Below are 17,598 nucleotides of genomic sequence, written 5' to 3' on the forward strand. Positions count from 1 at the left end.
GATGAGCGGCACGAGCACGCCCGGTTCCGGCACGGGCTCGGAGGGCGCGGCACCGCACGAGGTCGCGGTGCTGGTCCGGCCCGGTGTGCTGCCGATGGAGCTCGGTCTGGTCCACCAGATCTTCAGCCGGGCCCGCGCAGCGGACGGGCGGTACGGCTACCGAGTCCGCACCTGCGCACCCCGGCCGGGGACCGTCACCACCGACGCCGACTTCACCGTGGGTGTCGAGCACGGCACCGACGTCCTCGACACGGCCCACACGGTGATCATCCCGGCGTCGCACGCGGCCGACGAGGGCGCCGACGTCCTCGGCGACGGCATGCGGGAGGCGCTCGCCCGCCTGGGTCCGCAGACCCGGATCGCCTCGATCTGCACCGCGGCCTTCGTCCTGGCCGAGGCGGGGCTGCTGACCCGGCAGCGCGCCACCACGCACTGGCTCGCCGTCGAGCACTTCCGCAGGCGGTTCCCGGACGTCCTGCTCGATCCCGACGTCCTGTTCACCGACAACGGACGCGTGCTCACGGCCGGGGGTGAGGCGTCCGGCATCGACCTGTGCCTGCACCTCGTCCGCCAGGACATGGGCTCCGCGGTGGCGAACGAGGTGGCCCGTCGGACCGTCGTCCCACCGTTCCGGCACGGCGGCCAGGCCCCGTACATCCCGTACCCGGCACCGGAGAACAGCCACTCGCCCGGCACCGCGGAGCTGCGCGAGTGGATGCTGTCCACGATCGACCGGCCCGTCACCCTCGCCGCGCTCGCCGCGCAGGCCCACGTCAGCGTCCGCACCCTCACCCGCCGCTTCCAGGACGAGATCGGCATGAGCCCGCTGGACTGGCTGCTGCGCCAGCGCGTCGGGCTGGCCCGCGAGCTCCTCGAGACCTCCGACCTGCCGGTCGAGCAGATCGCCGCCCGCTGCGGCTTCGGGACCGCCGCGGGGATGCGCAGGCACTTCATCGCCGCCATCGGGGTGTCGCCCCGCTCCTACCGGGCCACCTTCCGCGGCCCCTGACCAGCTCGCGGACCCCGGGAGCGGCGAGCCACAGGGTCACCGCCGCCACCGCGGCCCCCAGCAACGGCACCGACACCGGGCCCAGTACGGACGCCGCGACGAGCGGCAGCCCGATCACCGACAGGGCGAGGGCCGCGCCGCGCACGGACACCGCGACCGGGTCGGCCGCGGGCGTGAGGACCGCCGTCAGAGCCCCGGACACGACGAGCGCGCACACCGCGAGCCCGAGGACCACGGCCGTCGGGACCGGCGGCAGCGTGGCCGGCACCAGGACCGTCGTCCCCAGGATCACCGCGATCGGAGCACGCAGGCCGGCGGGCCGTCCGGTCGTCGTACGAGCGGGTCGTTCCCTGCACTCGGAAGTCGTCATGGCTCTACGCTCGTCCGCCGCGGGAGGAGCCGACAGTGACCGACGGGCCGCCCACCGTGCAGATCCGGCCACTCGGCCCAGCAGCGGCCCGAGCGGTTCCTCCTGCTCCCGCAGGAGCGCGAGCAGATCCGGCTCGCCGTGCCCGGACAGAGCCATCATCGAGGCGGGCGCGGCGCTGACCGAGACCGTCACCGAGACACAAAAAAGCCGCCGGGGCGAGGCCACGGCGGCAATGACCACATCGGTGTGTGGTCCGGTGAACTTGTGGTGGAGCTGAGGGGAATCGAACCCCTGACCTTCTCGATGCGAACGAGACGCGCTACCAACTGCGCTACAGCCCCGCGGCCCGCCCTCTCGGGCTGACCTGGAGAACACTAACAGACCCCTATTCCCCCACCGCACGCCGGTGGGGGGTCAGGTCCTCGAGCACGTCCGGTTCCTCCTCCGCGTCCACGTCGACCAGCGTTGTTCCGGCCGGGACCGGCGGCGGCGGGGCCGCCACCAGCCGTGGCAGCGACGACTCGTGCTCGGTGCTGGCCGGGCCGTCGACGGTGCGGCGGCGCCCCGGGAGGACGCCCAGCGGCTCACCGGTCCCGCGGACGCGGGTGGGCTCACCGTCATCGGCGGTCCAGTCCACCTCGTCCTCGGCGTGCTCGGCCGCGGCGTCGCCCCGGCCGGCCGAGGTCCTGCCCGTAGCCCGGTCGTCGCCGTGCACGCTGCCGTCGTGCTCGCTGTCGTCGTGCACGCTGCCGTCGTGCTCGCCGTCCTCGTCCTCGTCCTCGTCACCGGACTGCTCCGGCCCGAACTCCGCCTCGGCGTCGTCGTCCACGGGTGCGCGGCGGCCGGAGAGGCGGGCGGCGCGGCGGGCCCGGATCGACTCCTCGATCCGCACCTGGCGGCGCAGGTAGGTCAGGTACCCCACCAGCCCGAGCCCCAGCGCCCCGGCGACCCACCAGAACAGGGTGGAGACCAGAAGCGCGGTGGCTCCCGCGGCGACCAGCAGGACCAGCAGGGCGAGGACGACCCGCTGGCGGAACGCGTACTTGGCGTGTGCCGCGGCGGCCGCGGCCTCGGGGTCGAACCCGCCCCGGCCGGGCCGGTAGCGGGCGGGTGGGTGGTCCCACTCCTCCTCCGGCTCGAGCTCGTCGGCAGGGTCGTGACGGGCGGCGGAGCGGCCGGGCTCGTCGTCCGCCGGCTCGTCGTCGTCCGCGAGCCCGTCGGCCTCGAACTCGTCGTCCCTGCGTTCGTCGTCCCCGAGCTCGTCGCCCCTGAGTTCGTCGCCCGCGAACTCGTCGGCCTCGTCCAGGTCTTCGAGCTCGTAGGCATCGGCCTCGTGGTCGTCGGGCTCCCGGTAGTCGTCGAACCGGCCGTCGAGCCGGTCGTCCGGGCCGGCCTCGGAGTCGCCGTCCGCCACCGCAGCGGCCTCGGCGTCTCCCCCGGCACCGGCGGCGGGCCGGGGGTCGCGCTCCCGGCCGTTCCGCCCGGTGCCGGGGCCGTCCACCGCACGGCCGCTGGCGGCGCGCTCGGCCGCCGCACGGTCGTCGAACCCGTCGTCGCCGTCGTCGCCGTCGTCATCGTCGTCGTCGTCGAGGCCGTGCACCCGGCCGTCGTCGTCGATCTCGGCATCGAACTCGTCGTAGCGGTCGTAGCCGTCGTCACCGCGGTCGCGCGGGTCCGGGACGTCGTCCCGAACCTCGACGAGCTCGCCGACGGTGCTCGGAGCCGAGCGCTCCATCAGGTCCACCTCCGGGTATCGGTGCCGCATCGGACGTTCCAGGACCCGCCCGGACAGCAACGCCGGACTGAGCCGGCGCACCTCCTGCTGGCGGCGGGCGACGGTCGGCACGAGGATCAGCAACCAGAGCACGATCAGTCCGACGAAGATCAGAGAGCTGGGCACGGCTGCCTCCTCCCCGACCGGCGCAGTCCACCCGGTGAACGGCCCCGACCCCGCTCACCCTCACTCACCATAAGAGGGGGTGGGCGCGGGACCCGGCCGCGACGCGCCGTGCACCCCCGGACGGACCGAGCGAAACCAGGGACACGCGGTACGCATGTGACTCCGGTGAGTCACAATCCATCCTGGATCGCTCACCGAACGTGACGGTCAGGCCCGGGCCGCGCGCCCGTCCCGGATCAGCTTCGCGACGAAGCCGCCCGGCGGGACCTCCTCCGCGGTCAGCGCGTAGCCGTAGTGGTCACGCCAGGCACCGTCGACGTCGAGGTAGCGGCGCAGCAGCCCCTCGCGCCGGAACCCGAGCTTGACCAGCACGGCGATGCTGGCGACGTTCTCCGGCCGCACGGTCGCCTCCACCCGGTGCAGCCGCACCGCGCCGAAGCAGTGGTCGAGCACCAGCGCGACCGAGGCCGTCGTGATGCCACGGCCGCCGAGCCGCGAGTCCACCCAGTACCCGACGTAGGCCGAGAGCAGCGGCTCCCGCACGACGTTGCCGACCATGACGTGGCCGGCCAGCGCACCGTCCACGACGATCGCGAACGGCAGGGTCAGGCCGCGCCGGGCCGACGCGCGCAGCAGGTACCAGCGGCCCGGCCACTCGACCGCCGAGTTCCGGCGGGACCAGCCGCCGTGCGTGGTCGGCTCCCAGGGCCGCAGGTACTGCTCGTCGCGCAGCCGGATGCGGGCCCAGTCGCCGCCGTCGCGCAACCGGACCGGGCGGAGCCGGACGTCGTGCTCCCCCACCCGCACGGGCCCCAGCCGCGCCGGCCACCCCGGGTGGCTCCCCGGCGGCTCCGGGACGACGGGCGGCGGGGGCACGCGGTCAGCCGCGTCCGCGGGCGACGAGCTCGACCTCTTCGCCGACGGTCAGCTCGGTGACCTCCTCCGGCACGATCGCGAGCGCGTTGACCTCGGCCAGCACGGCGAGCAGGTGCGTGCCCGAGGCCCCGAGCGGCTGGGCGAGCAGCTCACCGCCGGTGTCCTCGCGCAGCAGCCGGGCCGGGATGTAGGACCGCCGGCCCTCCGGCGAGACGACCGGGGAGGTCAGCCGGGCGGTCCAGGTGCGGCGGTGCGGCTCCTGGCCGAGGGCGAGCCGGACCAGCGGGCGCACGAACACCTCGAACAGCACGAGCGCGGTCGCCGGGTGCGAGGGGAACAGGAACACCGGCACGGCGTCCGGCCCGAGCCGGCCGTACCCCTGCGCGGAGCCGGGGTGCATGGCGATGCGGGTGTCGTCGATGCCGCCGAGCTCGGCGAGCCCGCTCGTGGCCTCGGCCGCGGCCGCGCCGCCACCGGCCCCGCAGATGACGACGATCTCGCTGGCCGGCAGCAGGTCCTCCACCGCGGCCCGGATCTCGCCCGCGCTGCCGCCGACGGTGCGGGCCCGGTTGGTCTCGGCGCCCGCCTCGCGCGCGGCGGCGATCAGCGCGTGCGAACAGACGTCGGCCACCTGCCCCGACGCCGCCGAACGGCTCACCTCGACGAGCTCGTCGCCGACCGCGACCACCGACACCCGCGGGCGCGGGTGCACCAGCAGCTTGTCCCGGCCGGCCGCGGCGAGCATCGCCACCTGCGCGGAGCCGACGATGTCGCCCTCGCGGACGGCGACGTCACCGGACTGGACGTCCTCCCCCACCCGGCGCACGAAGCCGGCCGAGGGCACGCCGCGGTGCACCGTCAACCGGGCCGTGCCGCCGTCGGTCCAGCCCACCGGGGCGACGGCGTCGGCCAGCGTGGGCAGCGGCGCCCCGGCCGCGACCCGGACGGCCTGCCCGGGCTGCAGCCGCAGCGGCTGGCGGGAGCCCGCGGCGATCTCGCCGACCACCGGGACGGTGATCGGGGCCGCCTCGCCGGCTCCCGCGACATCGACGCTGCGCACCGCGTAGCCGTCGATGGCGGCCTGGTCGAACACCGGCAGCGGGCGCGCGGCGACGACCTCCTCCGCACTGCGCAGCCCCTGGGCGTCGGCGATCGCGACCCGCACCGGCGCGGGCCGCACGGCCACGTCCAGGATCCGGGTCAGGTGCTCGGTGACCGTTCGCACGTCAGTCCTTCAGGCGGTCGTTCAGCCAGCCGCGCAGGCTCGCGCCGTACTCGGGGTGCGCCAGCATGTGGTCGACGTAGGCACGCACGTACCCGGCCGGGTTGCCGAGGTCGTGCCGTCCGCCGCGGTGGACGACGACGTGCACCGGGTGTCCCTCGTCGATGAGCAGCGCGATGGCGTCGGTCAGTTGCAGCTCACCCCCGGCGCCCGGGCCGATCCGTTCCAGGGCCTCGAACACCGCCCGGTCGAGCAGGTAGCGCCCGGCGGCGGCGAACGTCGAGGGGGCCTGGTCCGGCTCGGGCTTCTCGACCATGCCGTGCACCCGCTTGACGTCGGCGTCGTCGGTGCCGGTCACGTCGAAGACGCCGTAGGCGGAGATCTGCTCGCGCGGGACGTCGAACGCGCACAGGACGGTCCCGCCGTGCTCGGTGCGGACCTGCGCCATCCGGGCGAGCACCCCGGCGTCGTCCCCGTCCGGCCCGAAGACCAGGTCGTCGGGCAGCAGGACGGCGACGGCCTGCTCGTCGTCGCCCAGCGCCGGTCCGGCCTGGGCGACGGCGTGGCCGAGGCCTTTCGGCTCGTGCTGGTACACCGAGTCGACCTCGAGCAGGCCCGGCGCCCGGCCGACCCGCTCGGCCAGCTCGTCCTTGCCCCGCTTCCGCAGGGTCGCGACCAGCTCCTCGTCCGGGCGGAAGTAGTCGGCGACCGAGTCCTTCCCCGGGGAGGTGACGATCAGCAACCGCTGGGCGCCCGCCTCGGCGGCCTCGGCCGCCACCAGCTCGATGCCCGGCGTGTCGACGACGGGGAGCAGTTCCTTCGGCACGGCCTTGGTGGTCGGCAGGAACCGTGTCCCGAGACCGGCCGCGGGCACCACGGCGGTCCGGAACGCCCCGGCCGCGCTGGGGGTCTGCGCGCTCATGGTCGGCGAGCCTATCCACAGCATTACCCTGGTGCCGTGACGGCTCGCGCGGAGGGCACCGACCGATCCCCTGATCAGGGGCGGTCCGTCGACGACGCCAAGCGGGCGGTGCGCCGCCGGCTGCTGGACGCGCGCGCCGCGCGGTCCCCGGAGGACCGGGCCACGGCCACCGCGGCGCTGTGCGAGCACGCGGTCGCCCTCGCGGCGGGGATCCCGGGCCCGGTCGCCTGCTACCTGCCGGTGGGCGGCGAGCCGGGCGCGCTCGGCTCGGGGACGCGCACGCTCCCGGACGCGCTGCTCGCCGCCGGGCACGAGGTGCTGGCCCCGATCGTGCCGGCCGAGCCCGGGCCGCTGGACTGGACCCGCTACACCGGCCGGGAGGACCTGGCCCGCGGCCCGCTCGGCGTCAGCGAACCGGCCGGGGCACGGCTGGGGGCGGCGGCGCTGCGGTCCGCGGGGCTGGTGCTGGTCCCGGCGCTGGCCGTGGACCGCCGGGGCCGGCGCATCGGCCGCGGCGGCGGCTACTACGACCGCACGCTCCCGCTGCTCGCCCCGGACGCCACGACCGTGGTGCCGCTGCACGACGACGAGCTCGTCGACGAGCTGCCGGCCGAGCCGCACGACGTCGGGGTCGCCGCGGTCGTGCTGCCGACCGCCGGCGTGGTGCAGGTCTCGCCCTGACGGGGCACCCTGACCGCCCGGACGGGTCGGAGACGGCGGACCCGCGGAGTATGCTGGCACTCGCAGTGGTGGAGTGCCAGCTGCCGAGCGCCAAGCCGTCCGGAGGAACTTGTGCCGACCTACCAGTACGCATGCACGGCGTGTGACCACCGCTTCGAGGCGGTACAGGCGTTCTCCGACGACGCCCTCACGACCTGCCCGAACTGCGAGGGCAAGCTGCGCAAGGTCTTCTCCTCGGTCGGGATCGTGTTCAAGGGCAGCGGCTTCTACCGCACCGACTCGCGGTCGGGCTCGGTGAGCAGCAACGGCTCCTCGGAGTCGTCGAACTCGGAGAGCTCGTCGGGATCGTCCTCGTCGGAGTCCTCCGGGTCCTCGTCCGGGTCGTCCTCGGAGTCGAGCTCGTCCGGATCGTCGAGCTCGTCCGGGTCCTCGAGCTCGTCGAAGTCCGACAGCTCCTCGTCGTCCTCGTCCTCGTCGAAGGCCGCCGCCTCCTGACTCCCGCGGCTCCGTCCACAACCGGCCGAGTTGTCCACAGGCCGGTGATCGGAGCCGGGAACGGCCCGCTCCCGCCCTAGCGTCGAGACGACGAGGGCGGAGGTGCGGGCGTGGACGACGGAGAAGACCCGGCACGGCGGGCACGACGCCGGTGGGACGCGTTGCTGCGCGGCCCCGCCTGGTCGCGTCTGCTGCTCCTGCGCCGGGTGACCGCCGCGCTCCTGGCCGTCGCGGCCGTGGTGGTGGCCGTGTCACCCCGTCCCGCGGACGAGCGGGCCGCGGTGCTCGTCGCGGCCCGCGACCTCTCCCCCGGTATCGCCCTGCAGCCGGCCGACGTCACCGTCGCGGCCTGGCCACCCGGCCTCGTGCCCGGCGGTGCGCTGCGTTCCGCCGACGACGCGGCCGGCCGCGTCCCGGCCGGTCCGGTACGGGCCGGTGAGCCGCTCACCGACCTGCGGCTGATCGGCCCCGAGCTCGCGGTCCGGGCCGGCGGCCCGGACGCGTCCGCGGTGCCGTTGCGGCCCGCCGATCCCGCGGTCGCGGCCCTGCTCAGCCCCGGCGCCCGGGTCGACGTGATCGCCGGTGGGCCCGAGGGCCCACGGGTACTGGCCGCCCGGGCCGGGGTGCTCGCCGTGCTGCCGTCCGCGCCGGGCGGGGTCGCCACCGGATCCGGATCCGGGCCACTGGTCCTGGTGGCGCTACCGGAGGCCGAGGCCACCGCGGTGGCGGCGGCGACGCTGGCCGGTGAGGTCACGGTGACCCTGCGGTGACACGGCAGCGAAGCGAGGACGGGCCACCGTGCCCTCAGGGCGTCAGCCCCCGTGGTGCGGTGGCCGGTTCTCGGTGAACCAGCGGTCGGCGTCGCCGGACTCGCGTTCCTCGGCGGACCCGCCGTCGGAGCGTTCGTCGGCGGTGGTGGCCGGGTCGTCGCCGAAGATCTCCTCGATCCGCCGGCGCAGCCGGTCCACGGGTTCGGTCATGCCTCCATGGTGCCGTGTCCGCTGTGCCGGTGTGGCGGGTGCCGGTGTGCCGGCCGCGTCACCACACCGCGCTGCGGCCTCGGCGCCCCACGAGGACGGCGTCCGGTGCCACCATGGAGCCAGGACTGCAGGAGGAGGACCGGTCATGGGTTGGATGGACAAGGCCCGCGAGGCGCTGGAGAAGGCGGGACCGCACCTGGAGAAGGCACGGGAGAAGGCCGGCCCGCACCTCGAGAAGGCCAAGGAGAAGGCGGGACCGCTGGTGGAGCGGGCGGCCGAGAAGGTCGACCACGCCACCGGCGGCAAGTACAGCAACCAGATCGACGGGGTGAAGGGCCGGGTCGAGGGCGCCCTCGGGCACGACGGCGGGGCCGCGCCGGGTGCGGGGACGCACTCCGACTCGGTGCCGCCGGTGCCGCCGGCCCCGCCGGGCGGCGACACGCCGCGCCCGCAGGGCAACCCGGCCGCGTCGCAGCCGCCGGCGACCCCGCCGCCGGCCGCGGACGACCGGAAGGACGGCGGCATCCCGCCGGTGCCCCCGGCGAACTGACCCGCGCGCACGACGGGCCCGGCCGGAGCTCCTCGCTCCGCCGGGCCCGTCCACGTATGGGGCTCTGTCAGTCCTCCAGGCCGGACAGCTCGGAGATCACGTGTGGGACCAGCGGGGTGAGCGTGGCCATCCCGTCCCGCACGGCGGCCCGGGAGGCCGCCAGGTTGACCACGAGCGTGCTGCCGGAGACGCCGACGACACCGCGGGAGACACCGGCGTCGACCGCGCCCGCGGCGAGCCCGGAGGCGCGCACGGCCTCGGCGATGCCGGGCACCGGCCGGTCCAGGACACCGGTGGTGGCGTCGGGGGTGACGTCGCGCGGCGAGACCCCGGTCCCGCCGACCGTCACCACCAGGTCGACGCCGCCGATCACGGCGGTGTTGAGCGCGCTGCGGATCGCGACGACGTCGCCGGGGGCGGTCACCACGCCGTCGACGACGAAGTTGGCTTCCTCGAGCAGCTCGGTGACCAGCGGGCCGGTGCTGTCCGCGCGTTCACCGCCGCTGACCCGGTCGTCGACGATCACCACGAGGGCACGGCCGATCTGCGGACCCGGCATCTCCATGGTCGTCACCCTAGTGGCCGGACGGGCCCGGGCTCGGAGAGGCCGTGCCGGTACGGGGAGGGGGAGCCCACACCGGCACGGCGCTCGGGTTGCACTCGGCGGGGCACCACCGAATACCTGCTCAGCCCACCACGAGGGTCTTTCACACGTCAACGAGGTGCGCTGCGCCGACCAGGCACGTCGTGACGCTTCTCACTGCTCGCCGAGGGTCACCTGCACGGTCCGGTCCCGCAGCTGCAGCTCGACCGTCGCACCGGGCGGCTGCGAGCGGACCGCGGCCTGCAGGTCGGTTCCGGTGGCGATGCGCTGGTCCCCGAGCCGGACCACGACGTCGTTCGGCCGCAGCCCGGCCGCCTCCGCCGCACCACCGGGGGTGACCGTCCGGACCAGAGCTCCGCCGAGCTGCGGGTCGTCGGTGACCTCGACGCCGAGGACGGCGTGCGTGGCCGGCCCGCCGGTGCGCAGCTGGTCGGCGACCCGCCGGGCCTGGTTGACCGGGATGGAGAAGCCGACGCCGATGGAGCCGCCACCGGGGCCAGCCGTCGCGATCGCCGAGTTGATGCCGACGACCCGGCCCTCCATGTCGACCAGCGGGCCACCCGAGTTGCCGGGGTTGATCGCCGCGTCGGTCTGGATCGCGTTGAGCACGGTGGACGCGTTGCCCGCCTCGCCGCCGACGCTGACCGCCCGGTCCAGTGCGGACACGATGCCGGTGGTGACCGACCCGCCGAGGCCCAGCGGCGACCCGATCGCGGTGACCTGCTGCCCGACCCGGACACCGTCGGAGTTGCCCAGCTCGACCGGTGTGAGCCCGGCCAGCTGCACCCGGACCAGCGCGACGTCGGACTGCGGGTCCTGGCCGACGATGGAACCGACCGCGACCCGGCCGTCCTGCAGGACCGCGCGCAACGTCCCGCCGGACGCGGCCGGCTCGACGACGTGGTTGTTGGTGAGGATCAGCCCGTCCTCGCTGATCACCATGCCGGAGCCCTCCCCGCGGTCACCGGTGTTGCCGGCACCGCCCTCCACGGTCAGCTGTACCACGCTCGGCAGCACCCGCGCGGCGACCGCCTCGACCGGTGTGACGGGCAGGTCCGACTCGACCTCGGGAACCGGTTCGGCGAGCACCCCGCCGCCCGACGCCGAGGAGCGGGCGATGTCGGTGCCGATCGCGCCACCGACGGCGCCGGCGACGAGCGCGAGAACGAGACCGCCCGCGACCAGCGCGATCGTCCGCCGGGACCGGCGCGGCGGGGGCGCCCCGACCTCGCCGGCGTGCGGGTACGGCTGCTGGGCGCCGGCCGGGGGGTACTGCGCGGTGCCCGGGTACGGCGGCGTCCCGTACGCCCACGGCGGCGGCTGCGCCGGGTCCTGCGGGCCGGCCCAGGACGGATCGTGCGGTCCGCCCGCGCCGGGTGCCGGTCCGGCGGCCGCGGCCTCCGGCGCGGAGCCCGGGCGGGCCCACGGGCTGACCGGCACGGTCCAGCGGTCGGTCGGCGGGTCCTGGGTGGAGACGGGGTCGGCGTCCGGCCCGGCACCCGAGTCCGCGGGAGTCGGCGCACCGGTCCCGGCCGGTGCGCCGTCGGGACCCGCGGCACCGGTCCCGCCGGCTCCCGGCACGGCGTCACCGGGCGCACCCGCACCGGTCACGGCGTCGCCGGACGTGCCCCCGCCGGGGCCACCACCACCGGGCGCGCTCCCGCCGGACCCGGAGTCACCGGGCGGCACCCCGCCGGAGGCGTCCTCGCCGCCGGACGCGCCGGCACCGGGCGCCGCACCGTCGGAGGCGCCCGCATCGCCGGCGGCGCCCGCATCGCCGGCGGCACCCCCGCCGTCCGCCGCGGAGGTCGTCGATCCGCCCGAGGCGCTGTGGTCCGGGGCGCTGTGGTCCGGGCCAGGGGGCGGGGCCGCAGCGTCCGGCGCCGTCTCCCCCGGCGTCGCGCGTTCCGCGGAACCGTGCCCGTCACCGGCGCCGGCGGCTTCCGATGCACCGGCACCGGCATCGGACGCCGTCGCCGCGTGCCCGTTCCCGTCCTGCCCCGGTGCACCCCGGCCGGCGTCACCGGTACCGGGCTCGCCCGGACGCGCGGCTCCCGCCGAGCCGGACCCGTCGGACGCCGGCTGCGCCCCGGTTCCGTCGTCGGGCGGGTTGTTCTCGGCCATGCGTCCACCGTCCGTCACGTCGCGTGCACGGCCCGCCGTCCCGGACCGTCCCTCCAGGCTATGGGCTGCCCGGCTCCGCCACGTGACGACCCGGCAGCGCCATCGACAGCAGCGCCCCGCCCTCGGGGGCACGCCCGGCGCGCACCTCGCCACCGTGCCGGGCCGCGGCCTGCGCGACCATCGACAACCCGAGCCCCGAGCCGGGCATCGTCCGGGACGCGTCGGCCCGGTAGAAGCGGTCGAACACGTGCGGCAGGTCCTCCACCGCGATGCCGCCACCGGCGTCGGCGACCTCGATGACCAGCCACTCCGGCGAGATCGGCACCATCGACAGCCGCACGGTCCCGCCCGGCGGGCTCCACTTGACCGCGTTGTCGAGCAGGTTCAGCACCGCCCGCTCGAGGGCGCTGGCATCGCCGTCGAGGATCCAGGGGGTGAGCCGGACGTCGAACTCGATCTCCCCGGCCCGCCGGCGCACCCGGGACAGCGCCCGCTCGACGATCTCGGTCAGCTCCAGGGCCTCGGTGGTCATCGTCGGCGAGTCGTCGCGGGCCAGCTCCACGAGGTCGCCGACCAGGTGAGACAGCTCCTCGACCTGGGCGCGGACGTCGGTGAGCAGCTCGGCACGGTCCTCGGCGGGCAGGTCGGGCGCGTCCGGGGCGGCGGCCGCGGCGAGCAGCTCCAGGTTGGTGCGCAGCGAGGTCAGCGGGGTCCGCAGCTCGTGCCCGGCGTCGGCGACCAGGCGCCGCTGCTGCTCGCGTGAGGCGGCCAGCGCCCCGAGCATCGCGTTGAAACTGATCGTCAGCCGGGCCAGCTCGTCGGAGCCGGACACCGGGATCGGCCGCAGGTCACCGGTGGTCGCGACGCGTTCGGTGGCCGCGGTGAGCCGCTGCACCGGCCGCAGCCCGGTCCGGGCGACGGCGACCCCGGCCAGCGCGGCCAGCACGACGCCGCCGAGCCCGACCATGGGCAGCGCGGTGCCCATCCGGGCCACCACCCGGGTGATCGTGTCCAGCTGCTGGGCGATGACCAGGGCGCGGCCGTCCCCGGCCTGCACCGCGACGATCCGGTACTGGACGCCGCCCAGCGCCTCGGTCCGCCCCGGCTGGGTGGGGCCGCCCTGCGCGACCTCCAGCTCCGGCTCGCCGACCGGCGGCATCGACGACGGGTCGGCCGAGGTGGCCAGGCCCGAGGAGTACACCAGCGCGATGTGCAGGTCGGCCGCCCCGAGCACGGCCGGGGGCAGCGCGGTCAGCAGCTGCGGGTTGCTCAGGTCGCTCTGCGCGGCGAGGTAGGCGCGCTGGCGCAACGTCTCGTCGAGCGAGCTGGTCAGGTTCTGCCGGACGACCAGGAACGCGGCCGCCGAGACGATCAGCACCATGGCGGCCGCGACCAGCGCCGCGAGCACCCCGATCCGGGCCCGCAGGGTGAACCGCTCGCGGTCCGGGGAGCGGTCGCCACGCAGCCGCCGCCACCACCGCTCGACCCGTTCCTCGCGGGTGGTGAGCTGCTGCGCGCCGCTCAGCTGAGACCGGCTCACGGAGGCGACTCCCGCAGCACGTAGCCGACCCCGCGCACGGTGTGGATCAGCCGCGGTTCGCCCTCGGCCTCGGTCTTGCGGCGCAGGTACCCGACGTACACCTCGAGCGCGTTGCCGCTGGTCGGGAAGTCGTAGCCCCACACCCGCTCGAGGATCTGGGCCCGGGTCAGCACCCGTCGCGGGTTCGCCAGCAGCAGCTCCAGCAGGGAGAACTCGGTGCGGGTCAGGCTGATCGGCCGCCCGTCGCGGGAGACCTCGCGGGTGTCGGGGTCCAGCGACAGGTCGGCGAAGGTCAGGGCGGCACTGCCCACGGCCTCGTCGCCGCCGGGCTCGGTGCGTCGTCGCAGCAGTGCCCGCAGCCGCGCGAGCAGCTCCTCGAGGGCGAACGGTTTGGGCAGGTAGTCGTCGGCGCCGGCGTCGAGGCCGGCGACCCGGTCGGACACCGCGTCCCGGGCGGTCAGCACGAGGATCGGCAGCTCGTCGCCCGCGCTGCGCAGCCGGCGGCAGACCTCGAGGCCGTCGACCCGCGGCATCATCACGTCGAGGACGAGCGCGTCCGGCCGGTCGGTGAGCAGCTTGTCCAGCGCGACCTGGCCGTCCTCGGCGAGGTCGACCTGGTAGCCGTTGAAGGCCAGCGACCGGCGCAGCGAGTCCCGGACCGCCTTGTCGTCGTCGACGACCAGAATGCGCATGACGCCCAGTCTCACCCAGCAGCCTGAGAGTGTTCTGAGCGGGAGCCTGCGGGGGCCTCAGGACGCCCGGTAGGCGGCGGCCATGTCGTCGCCGCCGTGCCCGCGTCCGGAGGCGCGCAGCAGCCGGGCCTGCACGGCGTCGGCCACGTCGAGCCGCACCCCGGCCCCCTGGGCGGCGTCGACGATCAGCCCGGCGTCCTTGGCGGCGTTGTCGACGGTGAAGCTGGGCGTCCAGTCGCCGGCCAGGATCGCGCGGGCCTTGTTCTGCAGGTAGGGCAGGTCCAGCGGGCCGCCGGCGACGGCGTCGAGGAACGCCTGCGGGTCCACCCCGAGCCCCTCGGCCAGCGCGACGGTCTCCCCCGTCGCGGCGGTGACGGCCAGTACCCAGCTGTTCGCGACGAGCTTGAGCCGGCTCGCGGCGGCGTCGTCCGCGGTGTCGGCGACCCACACGGTCTGCCTGCCGACGGCGTCGAGCACCGGGTCGACCCGGTCCCGTACGGCGGGGTCCCCGGCCACGAACATCAGCAGCTGCCCGGCCTCGGCCGGGGCGCGCGTCCCGAGCACGGGCGCGTCGAGCAGCACCAGGCCGTGCCGCTCGGCGAGCGCGCGGAGCCGGTCGAACGGCGCGACGCCGACGGTGGTGGTCTGCAGCCAGACCTGGCCGGTGGTGAGCCCACCGGCGGCCTGCTCCATGACGGCGACGACGTCGTCGGCGTCGCCCAGCATCGTCACGATCACGTCGGCGCCGCGGACGGCCTCGGCCGGGTCCGCGCAGACCGTCGCACCGGCGTCGGCGAGCGGGCCCGCCTTCGCCGCCGTCCGGTTCCAGACCCGCAGGTCCGGCCCGGCGGCCAGGATGTTGTGCCCCATCCCGGCGCCCATGATCCCCGTGCCCAGCAGCGCGACCGTCGTCATGGACGCCACCGTAGGAGACGGTGCGCCTGAGTCCGGTCCGGAACGGGTACGCGGTGGCGATGAGCGACGAGCTGGAGTTCTTCTTCGACCCGATCTGCCCGTTCTGCTGGGTCACCTCGCGCTGGGTGGTGGAGGTCGGCCGGCAGCGCGAGATCGCCGTGTCGTGGCGGCCGTTGCCGCTGGCGATCCTCAACGAGGGCATCTCCTACGACGAACGACGGAAGGTCTCCGAGGCCTACCCGGAGTCGCACCGGCGGGGCCTGGAGATGCTGCGGGTGATCCACGCGGCCGGCGAGCGGCACGGCCCGGAGGTCGTCGGCGATCTCTACACCGGGTTCGGTGAGCTGGTCTGGGACACCCCGGCGCCCGAGGGCGAGGGCTTCGACCCGGTCATGCAGGTGATGGCCCGCGAGCGGGACCTGCGCCCGGTGCTGGAGGGCTACGGTCTCGACCCCGGTCTCGCCGAGGCGGCGTCCGACACCTCCCGCGACGGGGACCTGCGCAAGAACGTGGACGAGGCGCGGGCCCGCTGCGGGGACGACGTCGGCACGCCGATCCTGTCGTTCGCCCCGCCCGACGGCCCCGCCCTGTTCGGTCCGGTGATCGACACCGTGCCGTTCGGCGAGGACGCGCTGCGCCTGTGGGACGCGACCTACACCCTCGCCACCTGGCCCGGGTTCGCCGAGCTCAAGCGCAGCCTGCGCTCGTTCCCGGACACCCCGCTGACCGCCCGGGTCGCGCACGGTACGACCACCGTGCGCTGAGGCGTCCGGACCGGCCCCCGTAGGGCCGGTCTGGTTGGCTGGTCCGATGGCGACCCGGAAGCTGCCGCGCAGGATCTACGAGCCCGAACTGCTGCGCCTGCAGGGCGAGCTGCTGCAGATGCAGGAGTGGGTCAAGGCGACGGGGGCCCGGGTCGTCGTCGTGTTCGAGGGGCGGGACGCGGCCGGCAAGGGCGGCGCGATCCAGCGGATCAGCCAGTACCTCAACCCGCGGTTCTGCCACATCGTCGCGCTGCCGGCACCGACCGAGCGCGAGCGCGGGCAGTGGTACTTCCAGCGCTACGTCGCGCACCTGCCGGCGGCCGGGGAGATCGTGCTGCTGGACCGCTCCTGGTACAACCGCGCCGGCGTCGAGCGGGTCATGGGGTTCTGCACCGAGGCCGAGTACGAGCGGTTCCTGCAGCAGGCGCCGGTGTTCGAGAAGCTCCTCGTCGACGACGGCATCCACCTGCGCAAGTACTGGTTCTCGGTCAGTGCCGAGGAGCAGGCCCGGCGGTTCGCGGGTCGGCTGGAGAACCCGCTCAAGCAGTGGAAGCTCTCGCCGATGGACCTGGAGTCGATGACCCGCTGGGACGACTACTCGATGGCCCGCGACGCCATGCTGGCCCACACCGACACCGCGCACGCGCCGTGGTGGATCGTCGAGGCCGAGCAGAAGCGCAACGCCCGGATCAACATGATCCACCACCTGCTGACGTCGGTCCCGTGGGAGCCGGTGCCGCGCCGGGTCCTCACCCTGCCCGACCGGGCACCCTCCGGCGGATACGAGCGCCCGCCGCGCGAGGTCCAGCGCGACGTCCCGGACCACGCGGCGACGCTGCTGGAATGACCACCGGTCACGGCGTGAATTCCGCAGTTGTCATTCACTCCAACTAGCCATCAATGGGCAGTTGCTTTGTCGTGATAGGTATCACAACGCACAACTGATCGCCGTTCCACGCGTCTTCCCCTGTGACCGGATCGGGGAATCCGGTCGGATTTCGAGGAACGGGGGAAGCCATGAAGTCCAGCATCATCCGCACCGGTCTGGCCGTCGCGGTGTCGGTCGGGGCCGTCGTCGCGACCGCGTCGGCCGCGTTCGCCGCACCGGCCGACGTCGAGCCCTACGTCGGACCGCCGTGCGAGGTCGGCCACCTGTGCGCGTGGGACGGGCCCGGCTACACCGGCGCCCGCCACGACTACCAGGTCTGCGGCCTCTACGACGTCCGCAGCGACGGCCTGAGCAGGGTCGGGTCGTTCGTGAACAACCAGACCGGCGACCAGGTCGCGACCTTCCACGGGCCGGACGAGGACGGCGTCGTCGTGCCGCAGTACACCTCGACCGCGGTGGACGCGCGGCCGGACACCACCGACCGGACCACCTGGGTCGTCCAGCCCTGCTGACGGCCCGCCGGCGGCGGCGCCCGGCCACAGGGGGTGGGCGCCGCCGCCATCGGCCGCGCAGCGATCACGCGGAAACTGCGCCGGATTCGGGTGTCGATCGTGGTCACACCGCGTCGATAACGGCCCGGGCGGCCGCCGGAATCGCGACGTCGAGCGTGTCCGGCGGCGGTTTCCCGGCCAGTACCCGTCGTCGAGCACAGGCTCGAGAACATGCCGGACGACCGCCTCCCCGGCCAGGGTCCCGGCAAAGTCGTCAGGTGATCTTGTAGGTGGCCAGCGGTCGGAGCGTGTCGCGGGCGTGGTGACGCAGCGCGGCGGCGATGTTGGTCGCACCCGATAGCCGCAGGGCGGTGATCGCAAGGTTGCGGAAGGCGGCCATGACCTGAGGACCGCTCCCGGTGCGGACCGCGGAGCGGTCCTCGTCGTAGGTGACGTCGCGGACCCAGTGCAACCGGTTCTCGATGCCCCAGTGGCCGCGGATCCAGCGCGCGAGCAGGCCCGGGTCGGCGTCGAAACCGGTCAGGCTGGTGATCGCGTACACAGTCACGGTCTT

20 protein-coding genes, 1 tRNA gene and 1 pseudogene are annotated in these 17,598 nt (G+C 75.1%); 8 read left to right on the forward strand and 14 right to left on the reverse strand.

Annotation, left to right across the window (positions count from 1 at the left end; genetic code table 11):
* The first annotated feature begins 1 nt into the window (after window position 1).
* Complete coding sequence (locus tag BM093_RS26545) at window positions 2–1,009, forward strand: GlxA family transcriptional regulator (RefSeq protein ID WP_093351758.1); 1,008 nt, start codon at window positions 2–4, stop codon at window positions 1,007–1,009.
* Here the strand turns inward: BM093_RS26545 and BM093_RS26550 are convergent.
* The 6 genes from BM093_RS26550 to BM093_RS26575 all read right to left on the reverse strand — a co-directional run bounded on the left by BM093_RS26550 (window position 951) and on the right by BM093_RS26575 (window position 6,299).
* Window positions 951–1,379 carry a DUF4175 domain-containing protein gene (locus BM093_RS26550; RefSeq protein WP_143105534.1) on the reverse strand — a complete coding sequence of 143 codons (429 nt, stop codon included), beginning with the start codon at window positions 1,377–1,379 and terminating at the stop codon, window positions 951–953. The genes BM093_RS26545 and BM093_RS26550 overlap by 59 nt on opposite strands.
* A gap of 265 nt (window positions 1,380–1,644) precedes the next feature.
* Window positions 1,645–1,720: transfer RNA gene (locus BM093_RS26555), tRNA-Ala, on the reverse strand.
* Window positions 1,721–1,764: 44 nt separating this feature from the next.
* Window positions 1,765–3,279, reverse strand: coding sequence for a divisome protein SepX/GlpR (gene sepX / locus BM093_RS38400; protein ID WP_093351768.1), 1,515 nt, complete (start codon window positions 3,277–3,279; stop codon window positions 1,765–1,767).
* A gap of 207 nt (window positions 3,280–3,486) precedes the next feature.
* Entirely contained in the window at window positions 3,487–4,155 is a 669-nt protein-coding gene (locus BM093_RS26565) for a GNAT family N-acetyltransferase (RefSeq protein ID WP_245773820.1), read from the reverse strand.
* Between the two features lie 4 nt (window positions 4,156–4,159).
* On the reverse strand, window positions 4,160–5,380 hold the full coding sequence (glp, locus tag BM093_RS26570; RefSeq protein WP_093351774.1) for a molybdotransferase-like divisome protein Glp: 1,221 nt from the start codon (window positions 5,378–5,380) through the stop codon (window positions 4,160–4,162).
* A gap of 1 nt (window position 5,381) precedes the next feature.
* Window positions 5,382–6,299 carry a UTP--glucose-1-phosphate uridylyltransferase gene (locus BM093_RS26575; RefSeq protein WP_093351778.1) on the reverse strand — a complete coding sequence of 306 codons (918 nt, stop codon included), beginning with the start codon at window positions 6,297–6,299 and terminating at the stop codon, window positions 5,382–5,384.
* 36 nt (window positions 6,300–6,335) lie between these two features.
* On the opposite strand from BM093_RS26575, the gene BM093_RS26580 reads away from it, so the two are divergent.
* Both BM093_RS26580 and BM093_RS38235 read left to right on the forward strand, forming a co-directional pair.
* Entirely contained in the window at window positions 6,336–6,980 is a 645-nt protein-coding gene (locus tag BM093_RS26580) for a 5-formyltetrahydrofolate cyclo-ligase (RefSeq protein WP_093351782.1), read from the forward strand.
* A gap of 111 nt (window positions 6,981–7,091) precedes the next feature.
* Window positions 7,092–7,184: pseudogene (locus BM093_RS38235) on the forward strand (FmdB family zinc ribbon protein); the annotation flags it as partial.
* 62 nt (window positions 7,185–7,246) lie between these two features.
* Here BM093_RS38235 and BM093_RS38240 read toward each other — a convergent pair.
* Complete coding sequence (locus BM093_RS38240) at window positions 7,247–7,513, reverse strand: hypothetical protein (RefSeq protein WP_342743043.1); 267 nt, start codon at window positions 7,511–7,513, stop codon at window positions 7,247–7,249.
* A 72-nt stretch (window positions 7,514–7,585) separates the two neighbouring features.
* On the opposite strand from BM093_RS38240, the gene BM093_RS26590 reads away from it, so the two are divergent.
* Window positions 7,586–8,245, forward strand: coding sequence for an SAF domain-containing protein (locus BM093_RS26590; protein ID WP_245773821.1), 660 nt, complete (start codon window positions 7,586–7,588; stop codon window positions 8,243–8,245).
* 42 nt (window positions 8,246–8,287) lie between these two features.
* Here BM093_RS26590 and BM093_RS36210 read toward each other — a convergent pair whose 3' ends face one another.
* The gene (locus BM093_RS36210; RefSeq protein WP_177238724.1) at window positions 8,288–8,455 is read right to left on the reverse strand and encodes a hypothetical protein; all 168 of its coding nucleotides are present in this window, start codon (window positions 8,453–8,455) and stop codon (window positions 8,288–8,290) included.
* Between the two features lie 145 nt (window positions 8,456–8,600).
* On the opposite strand from BM093_RS36210, the gene BM093_RS26595 reads away from it, so the two are divergent.
* Window positions 8,601–9,005: an antitoxin gene (locus BM093_RS26595; protein ID WP_177238725.1), complete on the forward strand. Its 405-nt coding sequence runs from the start codon at window positions 8,601–8,603 to the stop codon at window positions 9,003–9,005.
* Between the two features lie 67 nt (window positions 9,006–9,072).
* On the opposite strand, the gene BM093_RS26600 is transcribed toward BM093_RS26595, so the two are convergent.
* From BM093_RS26600 to BM093_RS26620, 5 genes are all read right to left on the reverse strand, one after another.
* A complete protein-coding gene (locus BM093_RS26600) occupies window positions 9,073–9,564 on the reverse strand; it encodes a MogA/MoaB family molybdenum cofactor biosynthesis protein (RefSeq protein WP_093351844.1) in 492 nt (163 codons plus the stop codon).
* A 198-nt stretch (window positions 9,565–9,762) separates the two neighbouring features.
* Window positions 9,763–11,733 (reverse strand): S1C family serine protease, encoded by a 1,971-nt coding sequence (locus BM093_RS26605; RefSeq protein WP_093351797.1) that lies wholly within the window; start codon window positions 11,731–11,733, stop codon window positions 9,763–9,765.
* A gap of 58 nt (window positions 11,734–11,791) precedes the next feature.
* The gene (locus BM093_RS26610) at window positions 11,792–13,198 is read right to left on the reverse strand and encodes a HAMP domain-containing sensor histidine kinase (RefSeq protein WP_425439202.1); all 1,407 of its coding nucleotides are present in this window, start codon (window positions 13,196–13,198) and stop codon (window positions 11,792–11,794) included.
* Window positions 13,199–13,269: 71 nt separating this feature from the next.
* The gene (locus tag BM093_RS26615; protein ID WP_093351807.1) at window positions 13,270–13,965 is read right to left on the reverse strand and encodes a response regulator transcription factor; all 696 of its coding nucleotides are present in this window, start codon (window positions 13,963–13,965) and stop codon (window positions 13,270–13,272) included.
* A 57-nt stretch (window positions 13,966–14,022) separates the two neighbouring features.
* On the reverse strand, window positions 14,023–14,880 hold the full coding sequence (locus BM093_RS26620) for an NAD(P)-dependent oxidoreductase (protein ID WP_093351811.1): 858 nt from the start codon (window positions 14,878–14,880) through the stop codon (window positions 14,023–14,025).
* 59 nt (window positions 14,881–14,939) lie between these two features.
* Here BM093_RS26620 and BM093_RS26625 point away from each other — a divergent pair, with 59 nt between their 5' ends.
* The 3 genes from BM093_RS26625 to BM093_RS26635 all read left to right on the forward strand — a co-directional run bounded on the left by BM093_RS26625 (window position 14,940) and on the right by BM093_RS26635 (window position 17,045).
* Window positions 14,940–15,644, forward strand: coding sequence for a mycothiol-dependent nitroreductase Rv2466c family protein (locus BM093_RS26625; protein WP_093351846.1), 705 nt, complete (start codon window positions 14,940–14,942; stop codon window positions 15,642–15,644).
* Window positions 15,645–15,690: 46 nt separating this feature from the next.
* Window positions 15,691–16,491: a polyphosphate kinase 2 gene (gene ppk2, locus BM093_RS26630; RefSeq protein ID WP_093351816.1), complete on the forward strand. Its 801-nt coding sequence runs from the start codon at window positions 15,691–15,693 to the stop codon at window positions 16,489–16,491.
* A gap of 170 nt (window positions 16,492–16,661) precedes the next feature.
* Window positions 16,662–17,045 carry a hypothetical protein gene (locus tag BM093_RS26635; RefSeq protein WP_093351820.1) on the forward strand — a complete coding sequence of 128 codons (384 nt, stop codon included), beginning with the start codon at window positions 16,662–16,664 and terminating at the stop codon, window positions 17,043–17,045.
* Window positions 17,046–17,298: 253 nt separating this feature from the next.
* Here BM093_RS26635 and BM093_RS38030 read toward each other — a convergent pair.
* Window positions 17,299–17,598 (reverse strand): transposase (locus tag BM093_RS38030; protein WP_143105535.1); only part of this gene is annotated, 300 nt, incomplete at its 5' end.

The organism is Pseudonocardia ammonioxydans, from assembly GCF_900115005.1.
Taxonomy (GTDB): Bacteria; Actinomycetota; Actinomycetes; order Mycobacteriales; family Pseudonocardiaceae; genus Pseudonocardia; species Pseudonocardia ammonioxydans.

Excerpts from the sequence above, each read along its gene's own strand:
- BM093_RS26545 (WP_093351758.1), top strand. The coding sequence starts at position 2 with ATGAGCGGCACGAGCACGCCCGGTTCCGGCACGGGCTCGGAGGGCGCG.
- BM093_RS26550 (WP_143105534.1), bottom strand. The coding sequence starts at position 1,379 with ATGACGACTTCCGAGTGCAGGGAACGACCCGCTCGTACGACGACCGGA.
- BM093_RS26575 (WP_093351778.1), bottom strand. The coding sequence starts at position 6,299 with ATGAGCGCGCAGACCCCCAGCGCGGCCGGGGCGTTCCGGACCGCCGTG.
- BM093_RS36210 (WP_177238724.1), bottom strand. The coding sequence starts at position 8,455 with ATGACCGAACCCGTGGACCGGCTGCGCCGGCGGATCGAGGAGATCTTC.
- BM093_RS26595 (WP_177238725.1), top strand. The coding sequence starts at position 8,601 with ATGGGTTGGATGGACAAGGCCCGCGAGGCGCTGGAGAAGGCGGGACCG.
- BM093_RS26600 (WP_093351844.1), bottom strand. The coding sequence starts at position 9,564 with ATGCCGGGTCCGCAGATCGGCCGTGCCCTCGTGGTGATCGTCGACGAC.
- BM093_RS26605 (WP_093351797.1), bottom strand. The coding sequence starts at position 11,733 with ATGGCCGAGAACAACCCGCCCGACGACGGAACCGGGGCGCAGCCGGCG.
- BM093_RS26615 (WP_093351807.1), bottom strand. The coding sequence starts at position 13,965 with ATGCGCATTCTGGTCGTCGACGACGACAAGGCGGTCCGGGACTCGCTG.
- BM093_RS26620 (WP_093351811.1), bottom strand. The coding sequence starts at position 14,880 with ATGACGACGGTCGCGCTGCTGGGCACGGGGATCATGGGCGCCGGGATG.
- BM093_RS26625 (WP_093351846.1), top strand. The coding sequence starts at position 14,940 with ATGAGCGACGAGCTGGAGTTCTTCTTCGACCCGATCTGCCCGTTCTGC.
- ppk2 (WP_093351816.1), top strand. The coding sequence starts at position 15,691 with ATGGCGACCCGGAAGCTGCCGCGCAGGATCTACGAGCCCGAACTGCTG.
- BM093_RS26635 (WP_093351820.1), top strand. The coding sequence starts at position 16,662 with ATGAAGTCCAGCATCATCCGCACCGGTCTGGCCGTCGCGGTGTCGGTC.